Below are 18,312 nucleotides of genomic sequence, written 5' to 3'. Positions count from 1 at the left end.
GTCACACTCCTAGAATAGTACCCATATTGGACAGCGGTTCGGCCAAAGCGTCCAGATTCTGGCTCAGCTTGCGGATCTCGTCTTCCTTCAGGGTTTCATAGGAGACATAACCATCACCGGATTTGAAAGGAGCCAGTTCGTTCAGGAGCGCGGTGAAACGTTCGCCGATCGTCTGGTCCAGTGCAGGGTCTTTCTTCGCCAGCTCCGGTTTCAGCAGCTCGTAGATTTTCTGTGCCCCCTCAACATTGGCTACAAAATCATACAGGTCCGTATGGGAGTAACGTTCCTCTTCACCGGTAACTTTGGAGGAGGAAACCTCGTTCAGCAGGCCGACGGCTCCGGTAACGAGCAGCGTGGCGTCGATATCGGTGGTTTCTACCTTGGCGCGCAGCAGCTGCGCATCCTTCAGCAGCTGATCGGCGACTTCAGACATCCCGTCAGTCGTCCCGTTTTGCCAGAGGGCCTGTTCAATCTTATGGAAGCCGCGCCAGTCAGCCGGATCTACATCATTTTCCCGGGCATCGATATTCGGATCCAGATCCCCCAGCGCTTCGGCAATCGGTTCGATCCGTTCATAGTGCATGCGTGAAGGTGCGTATAGTGCTTTGGCTTCCTCAAGCTGTCCGGCTTTTACAGCCGTGGTGAAGCTTTCGGTCATTTTGACGAACGCATCGCATTGCTCGATTACATAATTGCGGTATTGTTCAATAGCTGAGGTTAAATCGGCAGCAGCCGGTGCGGTGGTTGAAGCGGGTGCATTGGCTGCATTACTGCTGCTTGCAGCAGCGGCCTCATTTCCCGAATTATTGTTATTGTTGTTGTCATTGCTTGCACAACCGGTGAACAGAATGGAGGCAACGAGCAGCCCGGTGGGAATAGCGTAATTAAATTTCATTTAGAACACCCCTTTGTTTATGTAAAAAATAGTAGAGCAACGTCCTCATGTGTAAATGATAATCGTTATCATTTATGCTGGATTTATCATAAATCCCTGCATAGGGGCTGTCAACAAAAAAATGTGACGTATATCACAAATACAATCCTGTCCTCTCCCAAAAAGGGAGATATTAGGTAATTTGGATGCACTAAATTTGCGGACATAGGGCCGAAATCAAGATTTGCCTAAAGTGTCTCCTGTATAAACACAAGGTTCCTCCAGAAGAATACAAAACCCTTAAAGAATATGATGTTATCATACAATGGTCACAAAATATTGTCTTTTTCCTGTGGACACCTCTTTCAAAATCCGTTGGTTATGCTATAATGAAAGCGTAACCAAAAGAGCTGTTGACTATAGATTTCATCGCTCAAGGAGGATGAACGTAATGCTGGAAGGACTTAAGGAACTTAAAAACTGGGTAGTAGGAATTTGGCAGCCGGGGATGACTTCCGGAGAGGAAGACTATCTGAATATGGAATACACCGTACAGCGGCATCTGCATACGCCACAATCCCCAAGCCCGCTCACATATGAGGAACAGGCCCGGATTAAGTCGGTCAAATACCATTAATCTTAGTGGCTTCAGATAAGAAGGAATGAATAACTTAACCTGTAACCAAAGGCCGCAGGCCCGGAGGATGCTCCGGAGCTGCGGCCTTTTATTTGCTTATTTTCAGATTACTCACTGCCGTCGTCGCTTTTGTATTCCAGAATATCTCCGGGCTGGCACTCTAAAGCCTTACATATCGCCTCCAAAGTGGATAACCGGACCGCCTTTGCCTTGCCGTTTTTCAGAATGGAAAGGTTAGCCATCGTGATTCCAACCCGCTCCGAGAGCTCGGTTACGCTCATTTTCCGTTTTGCCAGCATCACATCAATATTGATTATAATCGCCATTATCTTCACCTCAGACCGTCAGATCAATTTCGGATTTTAGTTCGATGGCCTCTTTTAAAAGCCTTTGGAGCACTGCCGCAAACACGGCGATTACCATGGAGGCAAAAATCAGAATCAGTCCGATGACTATGATCCCGGGCGCATCGTCTTTCTCCGCCATAAGGTAGAAGAGCGGCATCCCCAGTACAAACAAGCCGCTGATGGCAAGCGCAGAGTATTTTATACGCTTCAGAGCCTCTACCGATAATTCCGAGAACGCTTTTTGCTTGTCAATGTAGCCTAACAGCTTAAAGGCCTGATACAGGGCGAAGTAGAACGGCAATGCCGTTGCATACAGATCGATCCAAACGAGCACCTTCAAAAAACGATAATCCGGATACAATTCAGCGGCAAATTCCCCAATCCCGGGTACCAGAAAAATGCAAATAGCAAGTACCGGAATGCCAATCAGAATAACAGCCGCCCTTAAAAAGAGTGTAGTTCCACGTTCCATAAAAAATCCCCCGCTTATTCTTGTGATTAATTCGAATTTAACACAAAATATATCGTTTTACAATAAAAAAGTGATGATAATAAATATATTATTATTGTTAAAGTGAAATATTCCTGTACCAGTAATTTCCCGCAACAAAAAAACCTCCCCTCATCCCGGAGGATAAAGGAAGGCATAAAGATGTCACTTCTGAAGCAGCTGCGGGCCGCTATTCCCGTTTCTTCCCGACTGCTCCCATATAGATCACAAATTCTTCATCACCGTCTAATGCCAAAATCTCATCAATCAGCTTTTGATCATAGATTCCAATTGCGCAAGCACCTGCACCGATGGATTCACTGGATAAATAAAGGTTTTGGCATACATGTCCAACATCAATGAGGATTTTTTTGTGGGCTGAAATATCATACTTCCATTCGGACCGGTAGGGTGTTGTACTCCATGCAAACAGTACAGCAGCCTTTTTGGCAAAGTTAGGGACAAAGGGCTGATCCAAAGTAACCGCATCAATCTTTTGTTCAAGCTCGTCCAATTCAAACATAAATAGAAGCTTGTGTTCCACCGGAAGATATCTGTAAATTCCCTGCTGAATGCCTTCTACCCGCATAATCATTAAATAGGTTTCAAAAGTATGTGTCGCCCCGCTGCAGGGTACTGTCCGCATTGTAAGCCCGTTCTTATTCATACCCGTAATCCCTTGGGTTGCCCATAATAAATAGGATAACTCCTCAAGACTTAAAGTGTCCGCCGAATAAAACCGGGTACTTCTTCTTTGATCTATACAATCAAAAATGTTGTCGTTGCTAACAACGTCTTTGCTGACCTTTGGCAAATCAATAAGTACTGAGTTCGGATCAAAGGGCTTAACAATTGGCGGTTGTGTTATTCCCTTGATCTTATCTGTTTTTATATGTTTGAATTCATGGAAATTAGATTTTAGAAATTGTCTTTGCTGCCCGTATCTTGTCATCACAAATCCTCCTGAGTTGCCTTAATAGCTTTAATGTATCATGTCAGGAATTTTTCACGGTGATCGAACTCACTATCGGCTCTTTTGGTGAGCAAACAAAAAACCTCCTTTCATCCCATAGGATAAAAGAAGGCTTAAACGTGTCACTTCTGAAGCACGGCAGCTATATTTTCAGCTCCCCAAGCTTGATCAGCTCGACAACCGCTTGCGAACGGCCTTTTACGTTTAATTTTTGCATGACGTTGGAGATGTGGTTTGAAGTACACTCATGCAGAAAAAGGTTAGACCCAATAACTTATTAGATTTTTTGGATGAATCGGATTATGATAAGGTTAACATGGAGAAGTACCATAAAGTGTATATATCTTTTCATTAAACTGCAACTTTGTTTTACATATTCAATTACCGAGGTTCTAGAGTGGATTGTACAACTAATCTTTAGAAAGGGATCTGGTTAAGGAAAATCGAATTGAATAGGATAAAATGCAAATTCCCTTTGTTCCAATCCAACTAGATATTAAGAATACTCATATTCATAAATAATCTTTTATTATGGAGGTTAATATGATTTGTCTTAATTGTTCACAAATCTTGTTTGCTATGGATAACTTATTAATTCAGTTTAACCCTGAGAGTGATTATGGGCTTCAGGTTAATGAAGAAGATATAAATAAGTGTGAAAAATGCTTCAAGGATATAATGTTGAACGATTATTATTTTGAAGATGAGAATGAGAAAGAGGATGTTGAATTTGATCTTTGTGATAGACTAGCAATTGAGATTTCAAAACAGATAGATTCTTGTTCGAATTGTGGACATGGACTGGACATGAAAGATTTACAGGCAAGCTTACAAGTCCACTTTAAAGAAAACGATGAGTGGGAATCTAAATTCGATAGCTATCACATATATACGACTTTAGAAAACCTAATTACTGAATTTACTATAGTTGAGGATAGATACTATGATGATATTATAGACTGCTTGCGGTGCCCACACTGTGGAAATGGTGGAGGGGCACGCTCAAAAGATACTATGTATGATGAAAAGTTTAATAGAGATACAGAAGTTTATACAAAGAATGAGGTTCATAGTTTTAATTATGAATTCTATGGTGAGGATTTCGATGAGATTAAAAGCCACGTACGATTTATTGACGAAAGTATCAGTATTGAAAAATTGATCGATTTTAGAGACCAATATGTAAGAAATCCAATATTTATTCGTGAGCATGAAGTGTTTGATATCTTATATCAAAAGATAGAGATGTTGTTTAGCAAAAAACAATGCTTAGAGTTATACAGAAGTAAAAGATTCTTTAGAGCCCAAATTAATACTCTTGGAAATGAGTTATATTCTGAAGAAAGAATGTGGAATGCTCCAGATTACTTGCCAAGTCAAGGCAGGTACAACTCCCACGGACAGACTACTTTATACTGCTCAAATGATGAGGGGGTTTTAAAAAAAGAGCTTCCTCTAGGCAATAATGAGGAATATAATTATGCGGAATTTCGGGTATTACGTACCTTAACTCTGATGCCTATTGACACGATCTTTGAAGATTTTGGTGAGTTTATTTACGATAACGGTAACTATAAAGGACAAATGTCTAAAAAGTATGTATTAACAAATATCATAGAGATGATTTGCAAACGAATAGGATTTAATGGATTAGCGTACACATCAGTAAAGGATCCAATGTATGTAAATTATAATATCTTTAACTTTGAAAGAGATGTTGATATTGAGATGATTTATATATATAAGATCGCATAGGAGCAGGAGCCTACTTAGGCTCCCTTTCTTATTTTTACTGCCTTATTAGTCAAGCCAGCACGGTGAACTTTTACATATATATTTAAATTTCCGTGAGACGGTTGAATTTGAATTTGAATTTGATTAAAGAGCAAGCATATATATCGTTTATCTTCTTATTGTAACTTTGATGGTACATGCTATAATTGGGTATTATTACCTAATTGATAGGTGGTGTTATAATGTCAGCATTATCAAACTTAGAAGTGCAAATTACAAACGATCATTTAAATAAAATGTTGAAGCTTAAACCTATTAGGGCGATTTCTGAATTAATATGGAATGCGCTTGATGCTGATGCTACTATGATTGACATAGTATTCGAACGAAACTTATTAGAAGGATTAGAACATATTATTATTAAAGATAATGGACATGGTATTCAGTTTGATTTTGTAGATCAATTCTTTGGTAAACTAGGTGATTCACATAAGGTTAAAGATAAAGCTAGTCCTAATGGTAGGAAATATCATGGTAAGTTAGGGCAAGGAAGGTATAGTGGATTTGTTTTAGGTAGAAGTGTTGAATGGGTAAGTGTAATTGAGCAGGAAGGCGAGTTATACGAATTTTCAATTTCAGGTCATGATAGAAATCTTAAAGTATTTGGAAAAACATCGCTAACAAAAGCAATAAGTCCATTTACTGGGACAATAGTTTCAATAACAGAACTAATTGATGATAGTGCTTGTAAAATTTCAAATAAACTGATTCTAGCGCAAGATCTAACTATGGTATTTGCACCTTATTTACTTGCTTATAAAGATATTTCAATTACAGTGGAGGGTCTCAAACTTGAGCCAGAGAAGCAAATTGTAACTACACATGATTTTCCTTTGTTTCAACAGAACAAAGAAAGTGAGCTAGTAAGGGGTTCTTTGAAAGTAATTGAGTGGAAATTAGGTAGTCATAGAAATTTGTATCTCTGCGGACAAACTGGAATAGCTTTTGAGGAAGAAACAACAGGTATCAAATCAGGATCTTTTTCTCATACTGCATATTTAATTAGCAATGTTATCGATGATCTATGGGAAACAAATCAAATTGATGTCAGGACACTGCATCCTGATTATATAGTTTTAAGAGAGACAGCAGAAACTACTCTAAGAGATTTATATAGACAAAAGCTAGTTAATGAGGCATCTCACGAAATCAAGATATTAAAGAATGATAGGATTTATCCGTATAAAGGTGAAGCTCAAACGGTTGTCGAGGAAGCGGAGAGGCAAGTTTTTGATATTTGTGCAGTTAAAATAAATCAATATTTACCAGATTTTAACAAGGTGGCGAAAAGCTCAAGAGAGTTTACATATAGATTGATGAAGGAAGCTTTACAATCTAATCCTGACAGTCTTAGGTTGATATTGAAGGAAGTCTTGAAACTACCTCCGGAACAACAAGATGAATTGGCATCAATTCTTGGTAAAACTAGTTTAGAGTCTATTATTAATACAACAAAACTTATCTCAAATAGGTTATTGTTCTTGAATGGCATTGAGCAGATTCTGTATGGAGAAGATTTTCATAAAAAGCTAAAAGAAAGAAGCCAGTTGCATAAAATATTACTTAGGGAACTTTGGCTCTTTGGCGAACAATATTCTTATGGTTATGACGATATATCTCTAAAAAATGTCTTGAAGAAGCATTTGTCAATTTTGAAAAGAGATGAGATTTCACCTGAAATTGATTATAAAAAGATAACAACTCTAGATGATATTCCGGATATTGGGCTATATAGACAGTATAAGTATGGAAGAGAAGATTGCTATGAAAACCTTATAATTGAACTTAAGCGTCCAAGTTGTGTAGTTGGGACTGAAGAAATAAGTCAAGTCAAGAGATATGCTCATGCAATTGAGAAGAATGTTCACTTTGACAAAACAAAAACTAAATGGAAGGTTGTTTTAATTGGAATTAAGCTTGATGATGAAGCTCGCTTCGAGTCATCACAAGGTGATAGAGAAGCGGGGTTAATCTACAAGAATAAAACGGGGAATATGGAAGTTTGGTTGAAAGAATGGAATGAAGTTATTCAAGAAGCAAAAGGCAAACATCAGTTTTTAAAGGAAAGACTGGAGCTAGAAGTCAAGGATAATGAAGAAGGTTTACAATATCTGAGAACTAAATATAAAGAATACATTCCTGAGTAAAACGAGATGCGACTTTTTAACCCAGAATGACACCTTATGGGTGTCTTTTTTGTTTTGAAAATTATAACTAACATATTGTTCTCAATTATTCCACCTTCGTAATAGAAGGAGTGTACATTATGGATTTTTTTGTCGATATAATATTAAAGAGAATTTATACATGTTAGGTTTGGAGGGATTATATGAGTATATCTATATTTTTTAATCAAATTCGATATATTGATAAAGCTTTATTGAAATGGATGTGGCGTAATAATATTCGTAGCGGGTTTCTTTCGAAATTTTTAAAATATGATATTTTTTTACTTTTTATTATTTTAATTTCAGTTCTACCTTTTGCAATTAAAGTCCCACTAGCTGCGGTTTTAATTACACCATATATAAGAGTTACTTTATTAAAGAGTCAAAGTGCACTAAAACGTAAAAGGAGATTAGCAACTTATTTTTTGATTAGTTTAAGTAATAATAAAAGAGATTTACAAGAGAGAGTGAAATTATTTAAACAATACTTGTATTTAGCTTTTAGATGGTTTTTAATATTTTCTTCGATCATATTTATCTTAGTAAGTGGAACAAAGTTTAGTGAATTATCAATCATTACTCAAGATCTACCGACTATTCTAAACATTATATTAGTTTTTTTTATAAGTTTGTATTTTTTTTGTCCACTATACATAAGAACATCCAATATTTTAGGACTTATTATATTACTTGTACTATCAAACCCCATTATTTCATTAACAATTATTATGAACTTAGTGAGTATTGTTGGAAGTATGATGGAACAACAGTCTCAGCTTTTTTTTTCAGGGAGGTTCGATGGGGCTCTATATATATTTGTAGAAGCTGGGTTGAATGAAGACTTTATTGGGAAGAGTCTTATTTATTCATTAATATTACAACTCATATTTGTGGGGGTACAACCAGCATATAAGCTGGAAAAGAGTCGAATTGCGTTAGAAACGGTAGCAGTAATTTTTGGCGCGATTTCTATATTAGGCCTTACATATTCAAATGAAGCTTCAAAATTACTATTTGTCTATTTGACAAATACAAAAAGCTTTGGTAACGAATTCTTTCACTATGCAAGTATTTCTGATATTGGGGAATTCAAAGTTTTTTACGAGAGGTGCTTAAAAATGATTTTGTTGCCTTACTCGTTTTGTTCTTCAATGGCAATATTAATATTTAAATATAGAGAGAGCAACTCGAAAAATAAAATGAATTCTATTATTTCAGAAGTTTCTTCGAACAATATTTTGACTTCTGATAAAAAAGTTATGTTGTTGAGAAAGGCTCTTTATTATGGAGGAGGCAATGCACGGAATATCATATTAGGTCATTATTTATTTAGTAAACTAGTTTTTTATTTATCAAAGAAGAAATCAGTTGAATCTGGATGGTTCAACATAAAAATAAAACAAATAAGTCAGTTGTTTAAATATTTTAAACTAAAGATGAAAATCGAGAAATATAATATACAATCTGATTTAAAAAGTTGGTGGTTGAATTTACATTTAGAGATATTTACTAAAATCTCCTATAAGCAAGGGATTTTTCGATTCTTGATAGTATCCGTGTTTATGATTTGTGCTATAGGAACTTACATTACTTTTAATTTAGGAGGAAAAGCAGGAATCTTTCTAACGGAATTATCCTCCTATTATGTTGAAATTTGCGGAAATGATAAGAGGTTCGCAATTTACCTGATATCAGTTTTATACCTTTTCGTAGTATGTTGTTATCTATTGAAAAGATCAATTTCTCTTTATCGAATAAATTATTTAATAAAAAAAGAGATCCTAACATTAATATTTAATTTACTATTATTTTTAATTTATTTAAACAGGATTGGATCCTGATTCTAATTCTTCCTGGATTGTATCATCTTATATGGTTCTTTGAACTGATTGAAAAAAAAGAATTTATACTAAATGAAACTACCGAAGACATCTGAATATCACTAACTGAATTGATGAACTAATTCATTTAATTTAATTTATCATCAATGTTTTAAGCTAAACGCAAATGGCAAAATCTTTAGGAGTGCGGCATTTGATTATTCTAACATCATTAAAATAAATACAAGACTGACTCCATGGAGTGATAAAACATTATTTTTGGAATTAGCATTTAAGGTCTTCCGTACTTAAGTTCTATTTTATGATTACTCAAGCCATTTGTTGAATTAAAAAGACAAATAAACTTCCATTAACCCCCATCGATTGGGTCCATGTCCTAATTCGGAGTGGACCTGATTTATTTTTTCGACAATAAATGTGAAATCCGGATGATCATTTACGTTTTTTTCTATTGAAAGATGCTTATTTCTGTTATGAAGCATCTTTCTTATCAACTCTTTTCCAACCTCTCTTTTATCCCCAAGTAAATCTAACAATCTGTTTCTTGCATAAGTATGACGAAATCCATGCCACCCTTTAGATTTTACGTGGGTCTTATCACATCCGCGTTTTAAGGCGCTCCTTAATGTTCCTGAGCTTACAATTAAAATCTTGCTTTTAGGATCTTTACCATTTAGTAAACCCCTTAAGACGGCCTCATAGGAGCCAGGGACAGCAACCTCCCTGTATCGCCCTCCCTTTGTTATCCCTTTTCCCTGTCCTTTCGGAATCAAAAGATGCAGGTAACCATTTTTTTCGACAATATGTTCTACCCTAATATTGCAAACCTCCCGGATTCTAAGACCTAAGTTAAGACTCATTTGCATAGCATTCAATACAGTAGGAGAGAATGTTTTAGCGAGTGTTTCAATTTCTGCAATAGAATAGCTTCTATCTGTGGGACGTTCGCGTTCAGAAGAAGAATAAACCCGGCTATTAACAAAAGGCGTAAAGGTTGCTTTAATCTTATCTGATTTAGAGAGTTTGTTCATACCTGACTGAAGTTTGGACAAGTGACTTTCTAGATTTATTAAATGTCCGACTGTGCAACCTTTTTGCTCATTAAATTTCATGAATGATGCATAATGTTCAGGCTTAATATCGAACAGTTTATTGATACCGAAAGTGCTTTTGCAATATTCTCCGAATTTTACTCCAGTGTCCAGGGCATCTTTGAAATACTTAATAGAATGAATATTGTCAAAGTCATTATTCTTCCTGAATTCAAGCTTTGAAGAATCAATCTGATTGATTTCTTTAAGGGCACTGGTTATCTGATATTTTATACTGGCCATGAAATGACCCTCCTAAATTAGTAGTAAAAATACTTTACTTAACTAATTGTAAAAATCAAGAAAAAACGTTCATGCTCAATAACTTATACTTAGTAGAGGAATATTTAACCTATATTTTACTAATATTACATAATATAATAATAATGTTGAGTGTTAAATATTCCTTACTAATATTAGTATTAGGGAGTACTTAGAGGGAATGAGTGATTCGATTTACGCTAATAAGTGTTTCTGCTGCTACATAATGATCAAAAATTGATAGGATGGGCTATACGATACGGAAATAGCTGGAAACTTGAACAGGCTGTGCCCCCCTCAAGGCTGCGTAGCGTTCAAATGGTTTTGACGGGTGTTTCCCATACTATGAAGCATCTGATCGCCCAGTAAGCCTTTGCTGGGCCTCCTAGACGTTGAGTAAAGGGGTGCAGGGGGGCCCCCCCACAGGTTCCCCTCTGAAAAAAAGAAATTGAGAGAGAAGTTACTGTTAGAGCCAAATGAAAAAAGTCCAATGAGGATTCTATAACGAAATAAAACCGCCTAAATGGCGGTTTTATTTCGTTAATTTATTCTTCTATATCAATTTAACCTTCTGAAATAACAGTGTTACCTAAGCAGCTCTTCGATTATATTCTCAGCTTTAAGAACCTTATTTAAATCCTGGTTCTTCAGCAACTCTACGATTGATTCAATATGGCGTTCCTTGTCAGTTAAGCCTTCTAAAGCAATAGAAAAAGGAAATAACTGATGCAAGCCAACTTCTAAGGAATTGGCTATCCGCTCCAGATTAACCAAAGTGATATTTACCTCACCACGTTCAACTTTACCAATATAAGAGAAATGAAAATCTGCCCTTTCACCTAATTCTTCTTGTGATAATCCCCGTTCTGTTCTTAAACTCCTAATAGCTGCACCAGTTTGCTTCAATATATTCTCCCGCATCTCAACACCTCTTATGGATGAGTTTATGGAAATAAAGAGTTATATTGAAGGTATCTATATTGATTAAATCAAAGTATAATTGAGATGTATACATCTCATATTGCGATGTATATTGATTTTTATCAAACTTGAAAAAATATATACATCTCATTATATATATTCATCAAAATGAAATGAGTGATCATATGAACAGTTATTCATTAACAACCACCCCGCTTGTTGCGGGGACAATCTACGAGGATAATAAAAGGGTGGAATTTGATCATTTTTTGTTTGATGATGAGTTAGCTGAAGTGAATGATAGTATTTATCAAATTAGTTATAGTAGAATGACCAAGTATTTGGAATCAATTCCCAAAGATTCGTTAATATTATTTTATTTTTGCTTTATTGATCGAATCTACTTAGGTGTACTGGATGCCTTTATTAATTTTGTCCCCAGAGTAATAGATTCGCTAGAAAATGCTCCAGAGATGACATTGAGCATATCACGATATCATTCGCTTCAAAGAGGGAATTCAGACTTTGGTTCATATCAGCATAAATATACGAAGATCAAATCAACAAAAGATCAAAATTATTATCTTGGTCGCACTATTTCTAGAGTTGATCAAACCTTTGCTGATAGGAATAATGTTGGACAAGGCTTTCATTAATATTGAATTAGGTGGAAATGTATAAGTTAAACAAGATTTTCATCGATACATGTTGTATATAAAGCATACAAGAAATATAGAATATATACATTTTGTATATATTAGAAACCCGATTTTGGTACCAAGAAAAACGCCTTAGCCTACGCCGATCCCTAATATATTTTCAATAGTATGAGGTTATAATTTCCAAGGGAATATTTAATATCTTAACCAAATATGTCTGAAACCCTTCCCTGTATATCTCTGTAAATTCAATATTTCTAATACTAGAAACACTAGATATTTATTCAAAACTAAACACCTTACGACTCCGTCGTAAGGTGTTGCATTTCAGAAAAACACTATTTAATTTTGAAGAAAAATAAAAACTGACAGTTAAAGCCGAAGCACACTTTTATCACCTTTTTTAGACCCAGTGAAAGGTAGCAGAAAACCATATAAGGTCTTTCAATTTAATATTTATTAAAAATCTTTTCATTAAGCTAATTTGCTGTACCGAAAAAATGTTAGAAAATTTATTCTTTTTTTCGTCCTTTCTTTTCTTAATGATTCGATGAAATTGTTCTGTTGAGTAATTATCATTTTTAGTTCCTCCCAATATAAATTGTTAAAGTATCTACAAAATTAGGATACCCAGCTTTTCCTAGGAAACAAGAAAATAAATGAAAAAAATATAAAGACAGCACTTCTAAAAGAATGGAAGAAGTGCTGTCTTTATTTTGGTTTGTTTAAAATGAAAAGTTATTTCATATTGGAGTCATAGCTAAACGGGTATTAGGTGACTTTTCTCCTCGCTAACTATTTACCAAAGTGAGTGTAATCCTTTGAAAAAGGATCATCGTTAGAATGCTTTTGAGTATATAAAAGGTTCTTGTTTTTAAGCACTTTTTTTAACCAAGCAATTGGATTATCTGTTATGTTTCCAGTTCTTATTCGATTTATCATTTTAAGCAAAGCTTCCTCCAAAGCTTTTGGATGATATTGATTAAGGTCACCAATTTCCTGGAGTATATCGTTTGCTACAGTGGAATCGAAGTTATATTCACACATTTTTTCAAGGTAAAGAATTTGAATGTCGGTAAGGTGTTGAAACCCTAAGTTATGTTGCTTAAATAAACCAAGAATGTTTAAGAATTGCGGGTATTGCACATTTCCATAACCCTCTTCTTCCTCTTCCTTTTTCTTTTGGTTCTCTGTTTTGTAATCTTTGAAGTTCTTTATGTTATAGTTTTGCGCTTTTTGCACAAATCCATTTTCTTTATTACTACGATTAGATTTTTCAACTTCAGGCAAATTCAACATAGGAGTTATCGATTCATCTTTATATTCTGAATTACTAAGTGCAATTTCCCAAGATTTCAGAAAATTTCCTTCTATTAGCCTAATGTGTTTGGTTGGGGCGCCATTAAATTTAAATATTTTCTCTTCTATAATGCTTAGATCAGTAAGTTTTCTCAATACGGTATCCAAATTACTACGAGAAAACCGAAGCTCCTTTTTCCAATCCTCGGTACTTTTAGCAATCCAATAATGACCCTTCTTGCTGACACGAAGCTTACTCTTACCAAATTGATCTGGGAGATACCAAAATACGATTTGACTAAGAAATAGTCCAGCTAACAAATCCCCATTAGCCATGTCAACATAAATTCTTTTGAAATCGACCGTGTCCATAGTGGTTGATTCCCATCTTAAAAAATCCTTTCGATTATTCATTGTTTACACTCCTCTTATTTTTTATTGAACTCCCATAGGTTATTTGGGTTATCCAGAAAAACAAAACGCGAAGAGCTAGACAACACAGAGTATAAAATATTTGTGAACATTTTGTGAACTGAATAGTATGGCACTCTATCATAGCATGCTATTACAAATGAATACACTTTGTTGTTTCAGATTGTCTCTCTATACTATTTGATGGAATTTCAAAAAATTTAAATCATAGGAAATTTAGTTTTTCTTATAAGCGAATAGTACAAGTCACTTCAAAAATAAACTTATAAATAAAGATATGAAGAGGAGTGTCAAAAATGCGGAATCCACGTCAGGAAAGAACATACCGAATTTCAATTCAATATGGTGACTCTGATTTAGGTGGAATTATTGATCAATTAGCAGTTCAAACCATCCAGAAGTGTTCGAATAATTTTTATTCAAGTAACCCTAGAGTTAAAAAAAATCTTATTCTCAGACAAGCACTTTGATCGTCTACGCCTTATAAAGTCATGGGGGAAAGCGTATGAACTACACAATAATAAATAAAGATAAATATACTGCGATTTATGTACGGGTCAGTACAAAAAAGTCTAGTCAAAAAGATAGTCCTGAGCATCAAGAGGGAGTTTGTAGGGAGAAAGCTCGTCAATTGGAGTTTGAAGTAGACCATAATCACATTTATGAGGATAGAGATTCTGGTACAAATATTGTTGGAAGACCAGCAATACAACAACTCATTAAAGATGCACAGCGACGTTTATTCAATAACGTGATATTCGCATCGTTATCTCGTTTCTCAAGAGACACCATGGATTCTCTTACTTTAAAACGGATCTTAGTGGATAGCCTTGGGATGAGATTGATTTCGCTTGATGAGGGTTACGATTCTTATATCGATAAAGATGAATTGAAATTTCAAATTATCTCTGCTGTTAACCAGAAAATGAGCGAACAAACTAGTTTGAGCTCTAAACGTGGCATTAGACAATCTGCACTAAAAGGTAATTTTATCGGGAGTATCCCCCCCTTTGGATATAAAAAAACCATAGTTAACGGAAGGAAAACACTTATTCCTGATGAGCAAACAAAGGATATTATTTTACTAATATTCACGTTATACACTGCACATAAAATGGGAGAAAAACAAATTGTTAATTATCTAAATAACGAAAAAAAAATCCCTTCTCCAAAAGGAGGGAACTGGGGAATAACCTCTATTCAGAGAATCTTACAAAATGAGGCATATACTGGGGTCAATGTGTTCGGTAAATATGAAACAAGAGTGAAATACAATAACATTGAAGACCTTTCAGATCGAAAAAAAGTATTAGTACAAAAGAATCCTTCAACGTGGGAAAGACCAAATTTAGCACTGACTCACGAAACTCTTATTGATAAAAAACTTTTTGATTTGGCTCAAGAAATAAGACTTCAGCGAGGTGGAGGCAAAAGAGGTGGTGTAAGGAATAGAAAAAACATTTTTGCAGGCATTATCAAATGTGAGCATTGTAACTCAGCAATGGTCTCCATGAAAACAAAGAGTAAAAATACAAATAAATTTGGCCTGGAATACAGATATCTAATATGCTCCCGAAGAAGAAGACAGGGAAATGCGGGATGTAGTAATAACTATTGGTTACCTTATCATTCCTTTAAGGATGATGCAATTGAGTGTCTAACAAAGGAAATAACTAAATTGTCGGTAGATGATTTGTTTAATAAACATATAGGGTCAATTCAAAATAAGAACGTAGAAAGTGAAGGACAACAGAAAGCTATCCAAAAGCAAATTGAATCAAACCGAAAGATGCTTTTTGAATTACGGAAAGAAAAGATGTCAACTGGTATGGACGATGGACAATACCAATTTGAGAAACAACAATATGAACAAGAACTTATGCGTTTAAACTCACAGATTGATGAAATAAACATAAATGTTGAACACAAAAAGGACTTGAGGAATCTTTATGATGAGGTGAAGGACGCCCTTGATGACCTGATTAATCTCAACTATGAAGATGAAGATGATTTTGAGGAGTTAAGACTTATTTTATTGAAATTGATTAAGCGTATTACGGTTGATGAGAAAGGGAATGTGAAGATGATAACAACATTTGGTCTAACAATATAAATTTTCACCAGTAAAGATTGTTAATACCGAGGTAATCGAGTCTCCTTTTCTAAATTAGAGTATGAGAACAATGTTGGATTCATACAAAGTATTTAAATAGGCTGACCATAGCACAGACTATTAAAAGAGGGAATTATCTGAGAAAAAACAATTCTCCCTCCAATATTCCCTACTTTTTAATAACAATATATGGTTATCTTTTGTGATTATTATTAAAAACTTTTTTTCAATGTGGTAGAAACCATTAAGAAATATTTTGCACATCCTTCTCAAGTTCTTTAATAAACTTAAAAATGTTTTTCTTGAATTTCTTTGATACTTCATTTTCAGTTAGTTTTAATACATCACGAACATCAAAAACATCTCTTAGAACAGACCTTTGTGCATCTAAATCAAAATCATCGAAATTTGGGATATAATTTGTGTTTTTGAGATTGAATACTATTTCATGATATGTTCTTACAAAACGTTTGATTCTTTTTTTGACATTTGAATCTAAATCTATTTGTTTACATAATTTTTGTATAAACCAGTCAAGGTGGTAAAGTAACTTCTGGTCATCAATTTGAGAATAGAAAAATAACCAACCATATTTTTTATGTTCGAAAACACAGCCTGTTATTTTTTTGTTTAGCTTCCAGATAAACTTTTCAGTTCCATTTTTATTGTTGAACTTATATTCAGAGAATATTTTAATTATTGATTCTTCAAATCTTTTAATAGATTCATCCCGAACGGAAAAGCCAAATTCATTTCCTATTTCCTTGTAGAAATATCCTAAGTAAGAGAAACCTTCAGAAATTTCTGCCTCTTTATATTTATTGGGACTTGTTTCAAGATCTAAATTTTTTAATTTAGTCAGAATATCATTTTTGATATATGTTACATTAGTATTTTTACAAAGAATTAGAATATCATCTACGTATCGAAAATATTTGAAATCAGTGTTAGAAACTGAAAAACTATTGTCAATATCTGATAAATATATATTTGCAAGGATGCTTGAAATAGAGATACCTTGAGGAATTCCAACTGTATTTGGAGAATGAATTTTTGTTGGAAATGGAATAGTTGGTGTCTTTAAAGAATCCTCAATTAGAGTTAATATTTCCTTTTTGCGTATCTTTTTACGTATTAGTTTCATTAATTTATCATGAGGAATTGAAGGGAAAAAGTTTTTAATATCAATTTTGATGAAATAATCAAAATGACCTGAAAGAATAGATTGTTTTAATTCATTAACTAGAGTTTGAATTATTTTATTATTTATATTGTTTTCAAATACTTTTGATAAAAATTCATTAAGCAAACTGAGAGTAACCTTATCTCTGATGGTTGGGATAGATATCTGTCTAGGAGGCTTGTCGTAACCTTTTGAAATAAGTTTTTCTTTGTAAGGAATAAATTTATAGTTACCGTTTAAAGCTTTCATTGAAATAATAGTTACATATTCATCAATACGGTTTTCAAATGAAGTTCTGTTTATTTTATCAATTCCAGGAGTGCACTTGTAGACTATTTTTTCAAAGTAGTTTTTTTTTATATTTTTAACCTGAAATTTACGTGTAAATAATTTTGAAGCTGACATTTTATCACGCCTTTGTTACAAGATATGACAATATTAGAGGGAAAAGTATAATTATGAATATTGATATAATAAATAAAACTCTTTTAAAATTAAAATACCACAACTGACTTTTACTGATATCACTTGTGTTATTAAGTACCCTTAAATAGTCCATAGGTGTATGATTTTCAATACTGTTCATGACCTTATTATATTTATTTTGTATTTTTGTAATGTCCTCTGCTCTCAAGTTATCAGGAGAGTCTTTAAGTAATTCACATTCATTATATATTTCATCAAGTTTTATGTAGCAACTTTTAAATGTGATCGCTCTAATCTTAAAATTTCTAGCGTTGACAAATATAGATAGACCGAAGAGAAGTACCGAAGCAATTATAGTGATTACGGAAATTAATTTCGCATTAGATTCATCATAAAGTGTCCATATACTTAATCCTACAATCACAAGAGTATAGTAATTAATTAGCATCTGAGTGAGGAAATCAAATTTTTCTAATCGTTCTTCAGCGTTTATTCTAGCTTTTCTAGTTATCCATATTTTATTCGACAAACTATCAAGTCTACTTTTAATTACACTTTCTGACATGACTCATTTTCCCCCGACACAAGTATTAGTAGAAAGCCCCCAATTGGCGTTACATTATTACCCAGATAGCTCTAGGTCAAAAGTAGAGAGTTTAGTCCCTGTTAATTAGTCATATTCCGTTGGGAATCTCTTGATAAACAAGATGGGGGCGATCCAATGAGAATTATGTCATAAAATGTCTTTCCCGTAAATAAGTAAAATAAATGGAGGTAGGGGCTTGATTTGAAAAAACGTTTAA

At 34.2% G+C, this 18,312-nt stretch carries 15 protein-coding genes and 1 pseudogene; 6 read left to right on the top strand and 10 right to left on the bottom strand.

The window, feature by feature from the left end; genetic code table 11:
* Position 1: 1 nt before the first annotated feature.
* Positions 2 to 895 (bottom strand): iron uptake system protein EfeO, encoded by an 894-nt coding sequence (efeO, locus tag L6H70_RS18010; RefSeq protein WP_236335366.1) that lies wholly within the window; start codon positions 893 to 895, stop codon positions 2 to 4.
* Between the two features lie 430 nt (positions 896 to 1,325).
* Between efeO and L6H70_RS18005 the strand changes: the two genes are divergently transcribed.
* Positions 1,326 to 1,511, top strand: coding sequence for a hypothetical protein (locus L6H70_RS18005; RefSeq protein ID WP_236335365.1), 186 nt, complete (start codon positions 1,326 to 1,328; stop codon positions 1,509 to 1,511).
* A gap of 107 nt (positions 1,512 to 1,618) precedes the next feature.
* Here the strand turns inward: L6H70_RS18005 and L6H70_RS18000 are convergent, their stop codons facing one another.
* The 4 genes and pseudogenes from L6H70_RS18000 to L6H70_RS17985 form a co-directional block, all read right to left on the bottom strand.
* Complete coding sequence (locus tag L6H70_RS18000) at positions 1,619 to 1,837, bottom strand: helix-turn-helix domain-containing protein (RefSeq protein ID WP_236335364.1); 219 nt, start codon at positions 1,835 to 1,837, stop codon at positions 1,619 to 1,621.
* A 10-nt stretch (positions 1,838 to 1,847) separates the two neighbouring features.
* Positions 1,848 to 2,330: a DUF2975 domain-containing protein gene (locus tag L6H70_RS17995; RefSeq protein WP_236335363.1), complete on the bottom strand. Its 483-nt coding sequence runs from the start codon at positions 2,328 to 2,330 to the stop codon at positions 1,848 to 1,850.
* 208 nt (positions 2,331 to 2,538) lie between these two features.
* On the bottom strand, positions 2,539 to 3,300 hold the full coding sequence (locus L6H70_RS17990; RefSeq protein ID WP_236335362.1) for a SagB/ThcOx family dehydrogenase: 762 nt from the start codon (positions 3,298 to 3,300) through the stop codon (positions 2,539 to 2,541).
* Between the two features lie 163 nt (positions 3,301 to 3,463).
* Positions 3,464 to 3,592 (bottom strand): annotated as a pseudogene (locus tag L6H70_RS17985) (LuxR C-terminal-related transcriptional regulator); the annotation flags it as partial.
* Positions 3,593 to 3,891: 299 nt separating this feature from the next.
* On the opposite strand from L6H70_RS17985, the gene L6H70_RS17980 reads away from it, so the two are divergent.
* The 3 genes from L6H70_RS17980 (at position 3,892) to L6H70_RS17970 (ending at position 9,124) form a co-directional block, all read left to right on the top strand.
* Entirely contained in the window at positions 3,892 to 5,076 is a 1,185-nt protein-coding gene (locus tag L6H70_RS17980) for a hypothetical protein (protein WP_236335360.1), read from the top strand.
* A gap of 221 nt (positions 5,077 to 5,297) precedes the next feature.
* Positions 5,298 to 7,262 carry an ATP-binding protein gene (locus tag L6H70_RS17975; protein ID WP_236335359.1) on the top strand — a complete coding sequence of 655 codons (1,965 nt, stop codon included), beginning with the start codon at positions 5,298 to 5,300 and terminating at the stop codon, positions 7,260 to 7,262.
* 182 nt (positions 7,263 to 7,444) lie between these two features.
* Complete coding sequence (locus tag L6H70_RS17970; RefSeq protein WP_236335358.1) at positions 7,445 to 9,124, top strand: hypothetical protein; 1,680 nt, start codon at positions 7,445 to 7,447, stop codon at positions 9,122 to 9,124.
* A gap of 326 nt (positions 9,125 to 9,450) precedes the next feature.
* Here L6H70_RS17970 and L6H70_RS17965 read toward each other — a convergent pair whose 3' ends face one another.
* Both L6H70_RS17965 and L6H70_RS17960 read right to left on the bottom strand, forming a co-directional pair.
* Positions 9,451 to 10,458, bottom strand: a complete 1,008-nt coding sequence (locus tag L6H70_RS17965) for a site-specific integrase (RefSeq protein WP_236335356.1) — start codon at positions 10,456 to 10,458, stop codon at positions 9,451 to 9,453.
* A 603-nt stretch (positions 10,459 to 11,061) separates the two neighbouring features.
* A complete protein-coding gene (locus tag L6H70_RS17960; RefSeq protein WP_236335355.1) occupies positions 11,062 to 11,382 on the bottom strand; it encodes a helix-turn-helix domain-containing protein in 321 nt (106 codons plus the stop codon).
* 200 nt (positions 11,383 to 11,582) lie between these two features.
* On the opposite strand from L6H70_RS17960, the gene L6H70_RS17955 reads away from it, so the two are divergent.
* Positions 11,583 to 12,053, top strand: a complete 471-nt coding sequence (locus tag L6H70_RS17955) for a hypothetical protein (RefSeq protein ID WP_236335354.1) — start codon at positions 11,583 to 11,585, stop codon at positions 12,051 to 12,053.
* 798 nt (positions 12,054 to 12,851) lie between these two features.
* On the opposite strand, the gene L6H70_RS17950 is transcribed toward L6H70_RS17955, so the two are convergent.
* Entirely contained in the window at positions 12,852 to 13,769 is a 918-nt protein-coding gene (locus L6H70_RS17950) for a hypothetical protein (protein ID WP_236335353.1), read from the bottom strand.
* A 523-nt stretch (positions 13,770 to 14,292) separates the two neighbouring features.
* Here L6H70_RS17950 and L6H70_RS17945 point away from each other — a divergent pair.
* Positions 14,293 to 15,900 carry a recombinase family protein gene (locus tag L6H70_RS17945; protein ID WP_236335352.1) on the top strand — a complete coding sequence of 536 codons (1,608 nt, stop codon included), beginning with the start codon at positions 14,293 to 14,295 and terminating at the stop codon, positions 15,898 to 15,900.
* A 244-nt stretch (positions 15,901 to 16,144) separates the two neighbouring features.
* On the opposite strand, the gene L6H70_RS17940 is transcribed toward L6H70_RS17945, so the two are convergent.
* Positions 16,145 to 17,488: a reverse transcriptase domain-containing protein gene (locus L6H70_RS17940; protein WP_236335351.1), complete on the bottom strand. Its 1,344-nt coding sequence runs from the start codon at positions 17,486 to 17,488 to the stop codon at positions 16,145 to 16,147.
* A 4-nt stretch (positions 17,489 to 17,492) separates the two neighbouring features.
* On the bottom strand, positions 17,493 to 18,074 hold the full coding sequence (locus L6H70_RS17935; RefSeq protein WP_236335350.1) for an SLATT domain-containing protein: 582 nt from the start codon (positions 18,072 to 18,074) through the stop codon (positions 17,493 to 17,495).
* Between the last annotated feature and the right edge of the window lie 238 nt (positions 18,075 to 18,312).

It is taken from the genome of Paenibacillus auburnensis, assembly GCF_927798115.1.
Taxonomy (GTDB): domain Bacteria; phylum Bacillota; class Bacilli; order Paenibacillales; family Paenibacillaceae; genus Paenibacillus_AQ; species Paenibacillus_AQ auburnensis.
Note: the sequence above shows the minus strand (reverse complement) of the source record. Positions and strands in the feature narration are given on the sequence as shown.

Excerpts from the sequence above, each read along its gene's own strand:
- L6H70_RS18000 (WP_236335364.1), bottom strand. The coding sequence starts at position 1,837 with ATGGCGATTATAATCAATATTGATGTGATGCTGGCAAAACGGAAAATG.
- L6H70_RS17990 (WP_236335362.1), bottom strand. The coding sequence starts at position 3,300 with ATGACAAGATACGGGCAGCAAAGACAATTTCTAAAATCTAATTTCCAT.
- L6H70_RS17950 (WP_236335353.1), bottom strand. The coding sequence starts at position 13,769 with ATGAATAATCGAAAGGATTTTTTAAGATGGGAATCAACCACTATGGAC.
- L6H70_RS17945 (WP_236335352.1), top strand. The coding sequence starts at position 14,293 with ATGAACTACACAATAATAAATAAAGATAAATATACTGCGATTTATGTA.
- L6H70_RS17975 (WP_236335359.1), top strand. The coding sequence starts at position 5,298 with ATGTCAGCATTATCAAACTTAGAAGTGCAAATTACAAACGATCATTTA.
- L6H70_RS17955 (WP_236335354.1), top strand. The coding sequence starts at position 11,583 with ATGAACAGTTATTCATTAACAACCACCCCGCTTGTTGCGGGGACAATC.
- L6H70_RS18005 (WP_236335365.1), top strand. The coding sequence starts at position 1,326 with ATGCTGGAAGGACTTAAGGAACTTAAAAACTGGGTAGTAGGAATTTGG.
- L6H70_RS17940 (WP_236335351.1), bottom strand. The coding sequence starts at position 17,488 with ATGTCAGCTTCAAAATTATTTACACGTAAATTTCAGGTTAAAAATATA.
- L6H70_RS17935 (WP_236335350.1), bottom strand. The coding sequence starts at position 18,074 with ATGTCAGAAAGTGTAATTAAAAGTAGACTTGATAGTTTGTCGAATAAA.
- L6H70_RS17970 (WP_236335358.1), top strand. The coding sequence starts at position 7,445 with ATGAGTATATCTATATTTTTTAATCAAATTCGATATATTGATAAAGCT.
- efeO (WP_236335366.1), bottom strand. The coding sequence starts at position 895 with ATGAAATTTAATTACGCTATTCCCACCGGGCTGCTCGTTGCCTCCATT.
- L6H70_RS17965 (WP_236335356.1), bottom strand. The coding sequence starts at position 10,458 with ATGGCCAGTATAAAATATCAGATAACCAGTGCCCTTAAAGAAATCAAT.
- L6H70_RS17995 (WP_236335363.1), bottom strand. The coding sequence starts at position 2,330 with ATGGAACGTGGAACTACACTCTTTTTAAGGGCGGCTGTTATTCTGATT.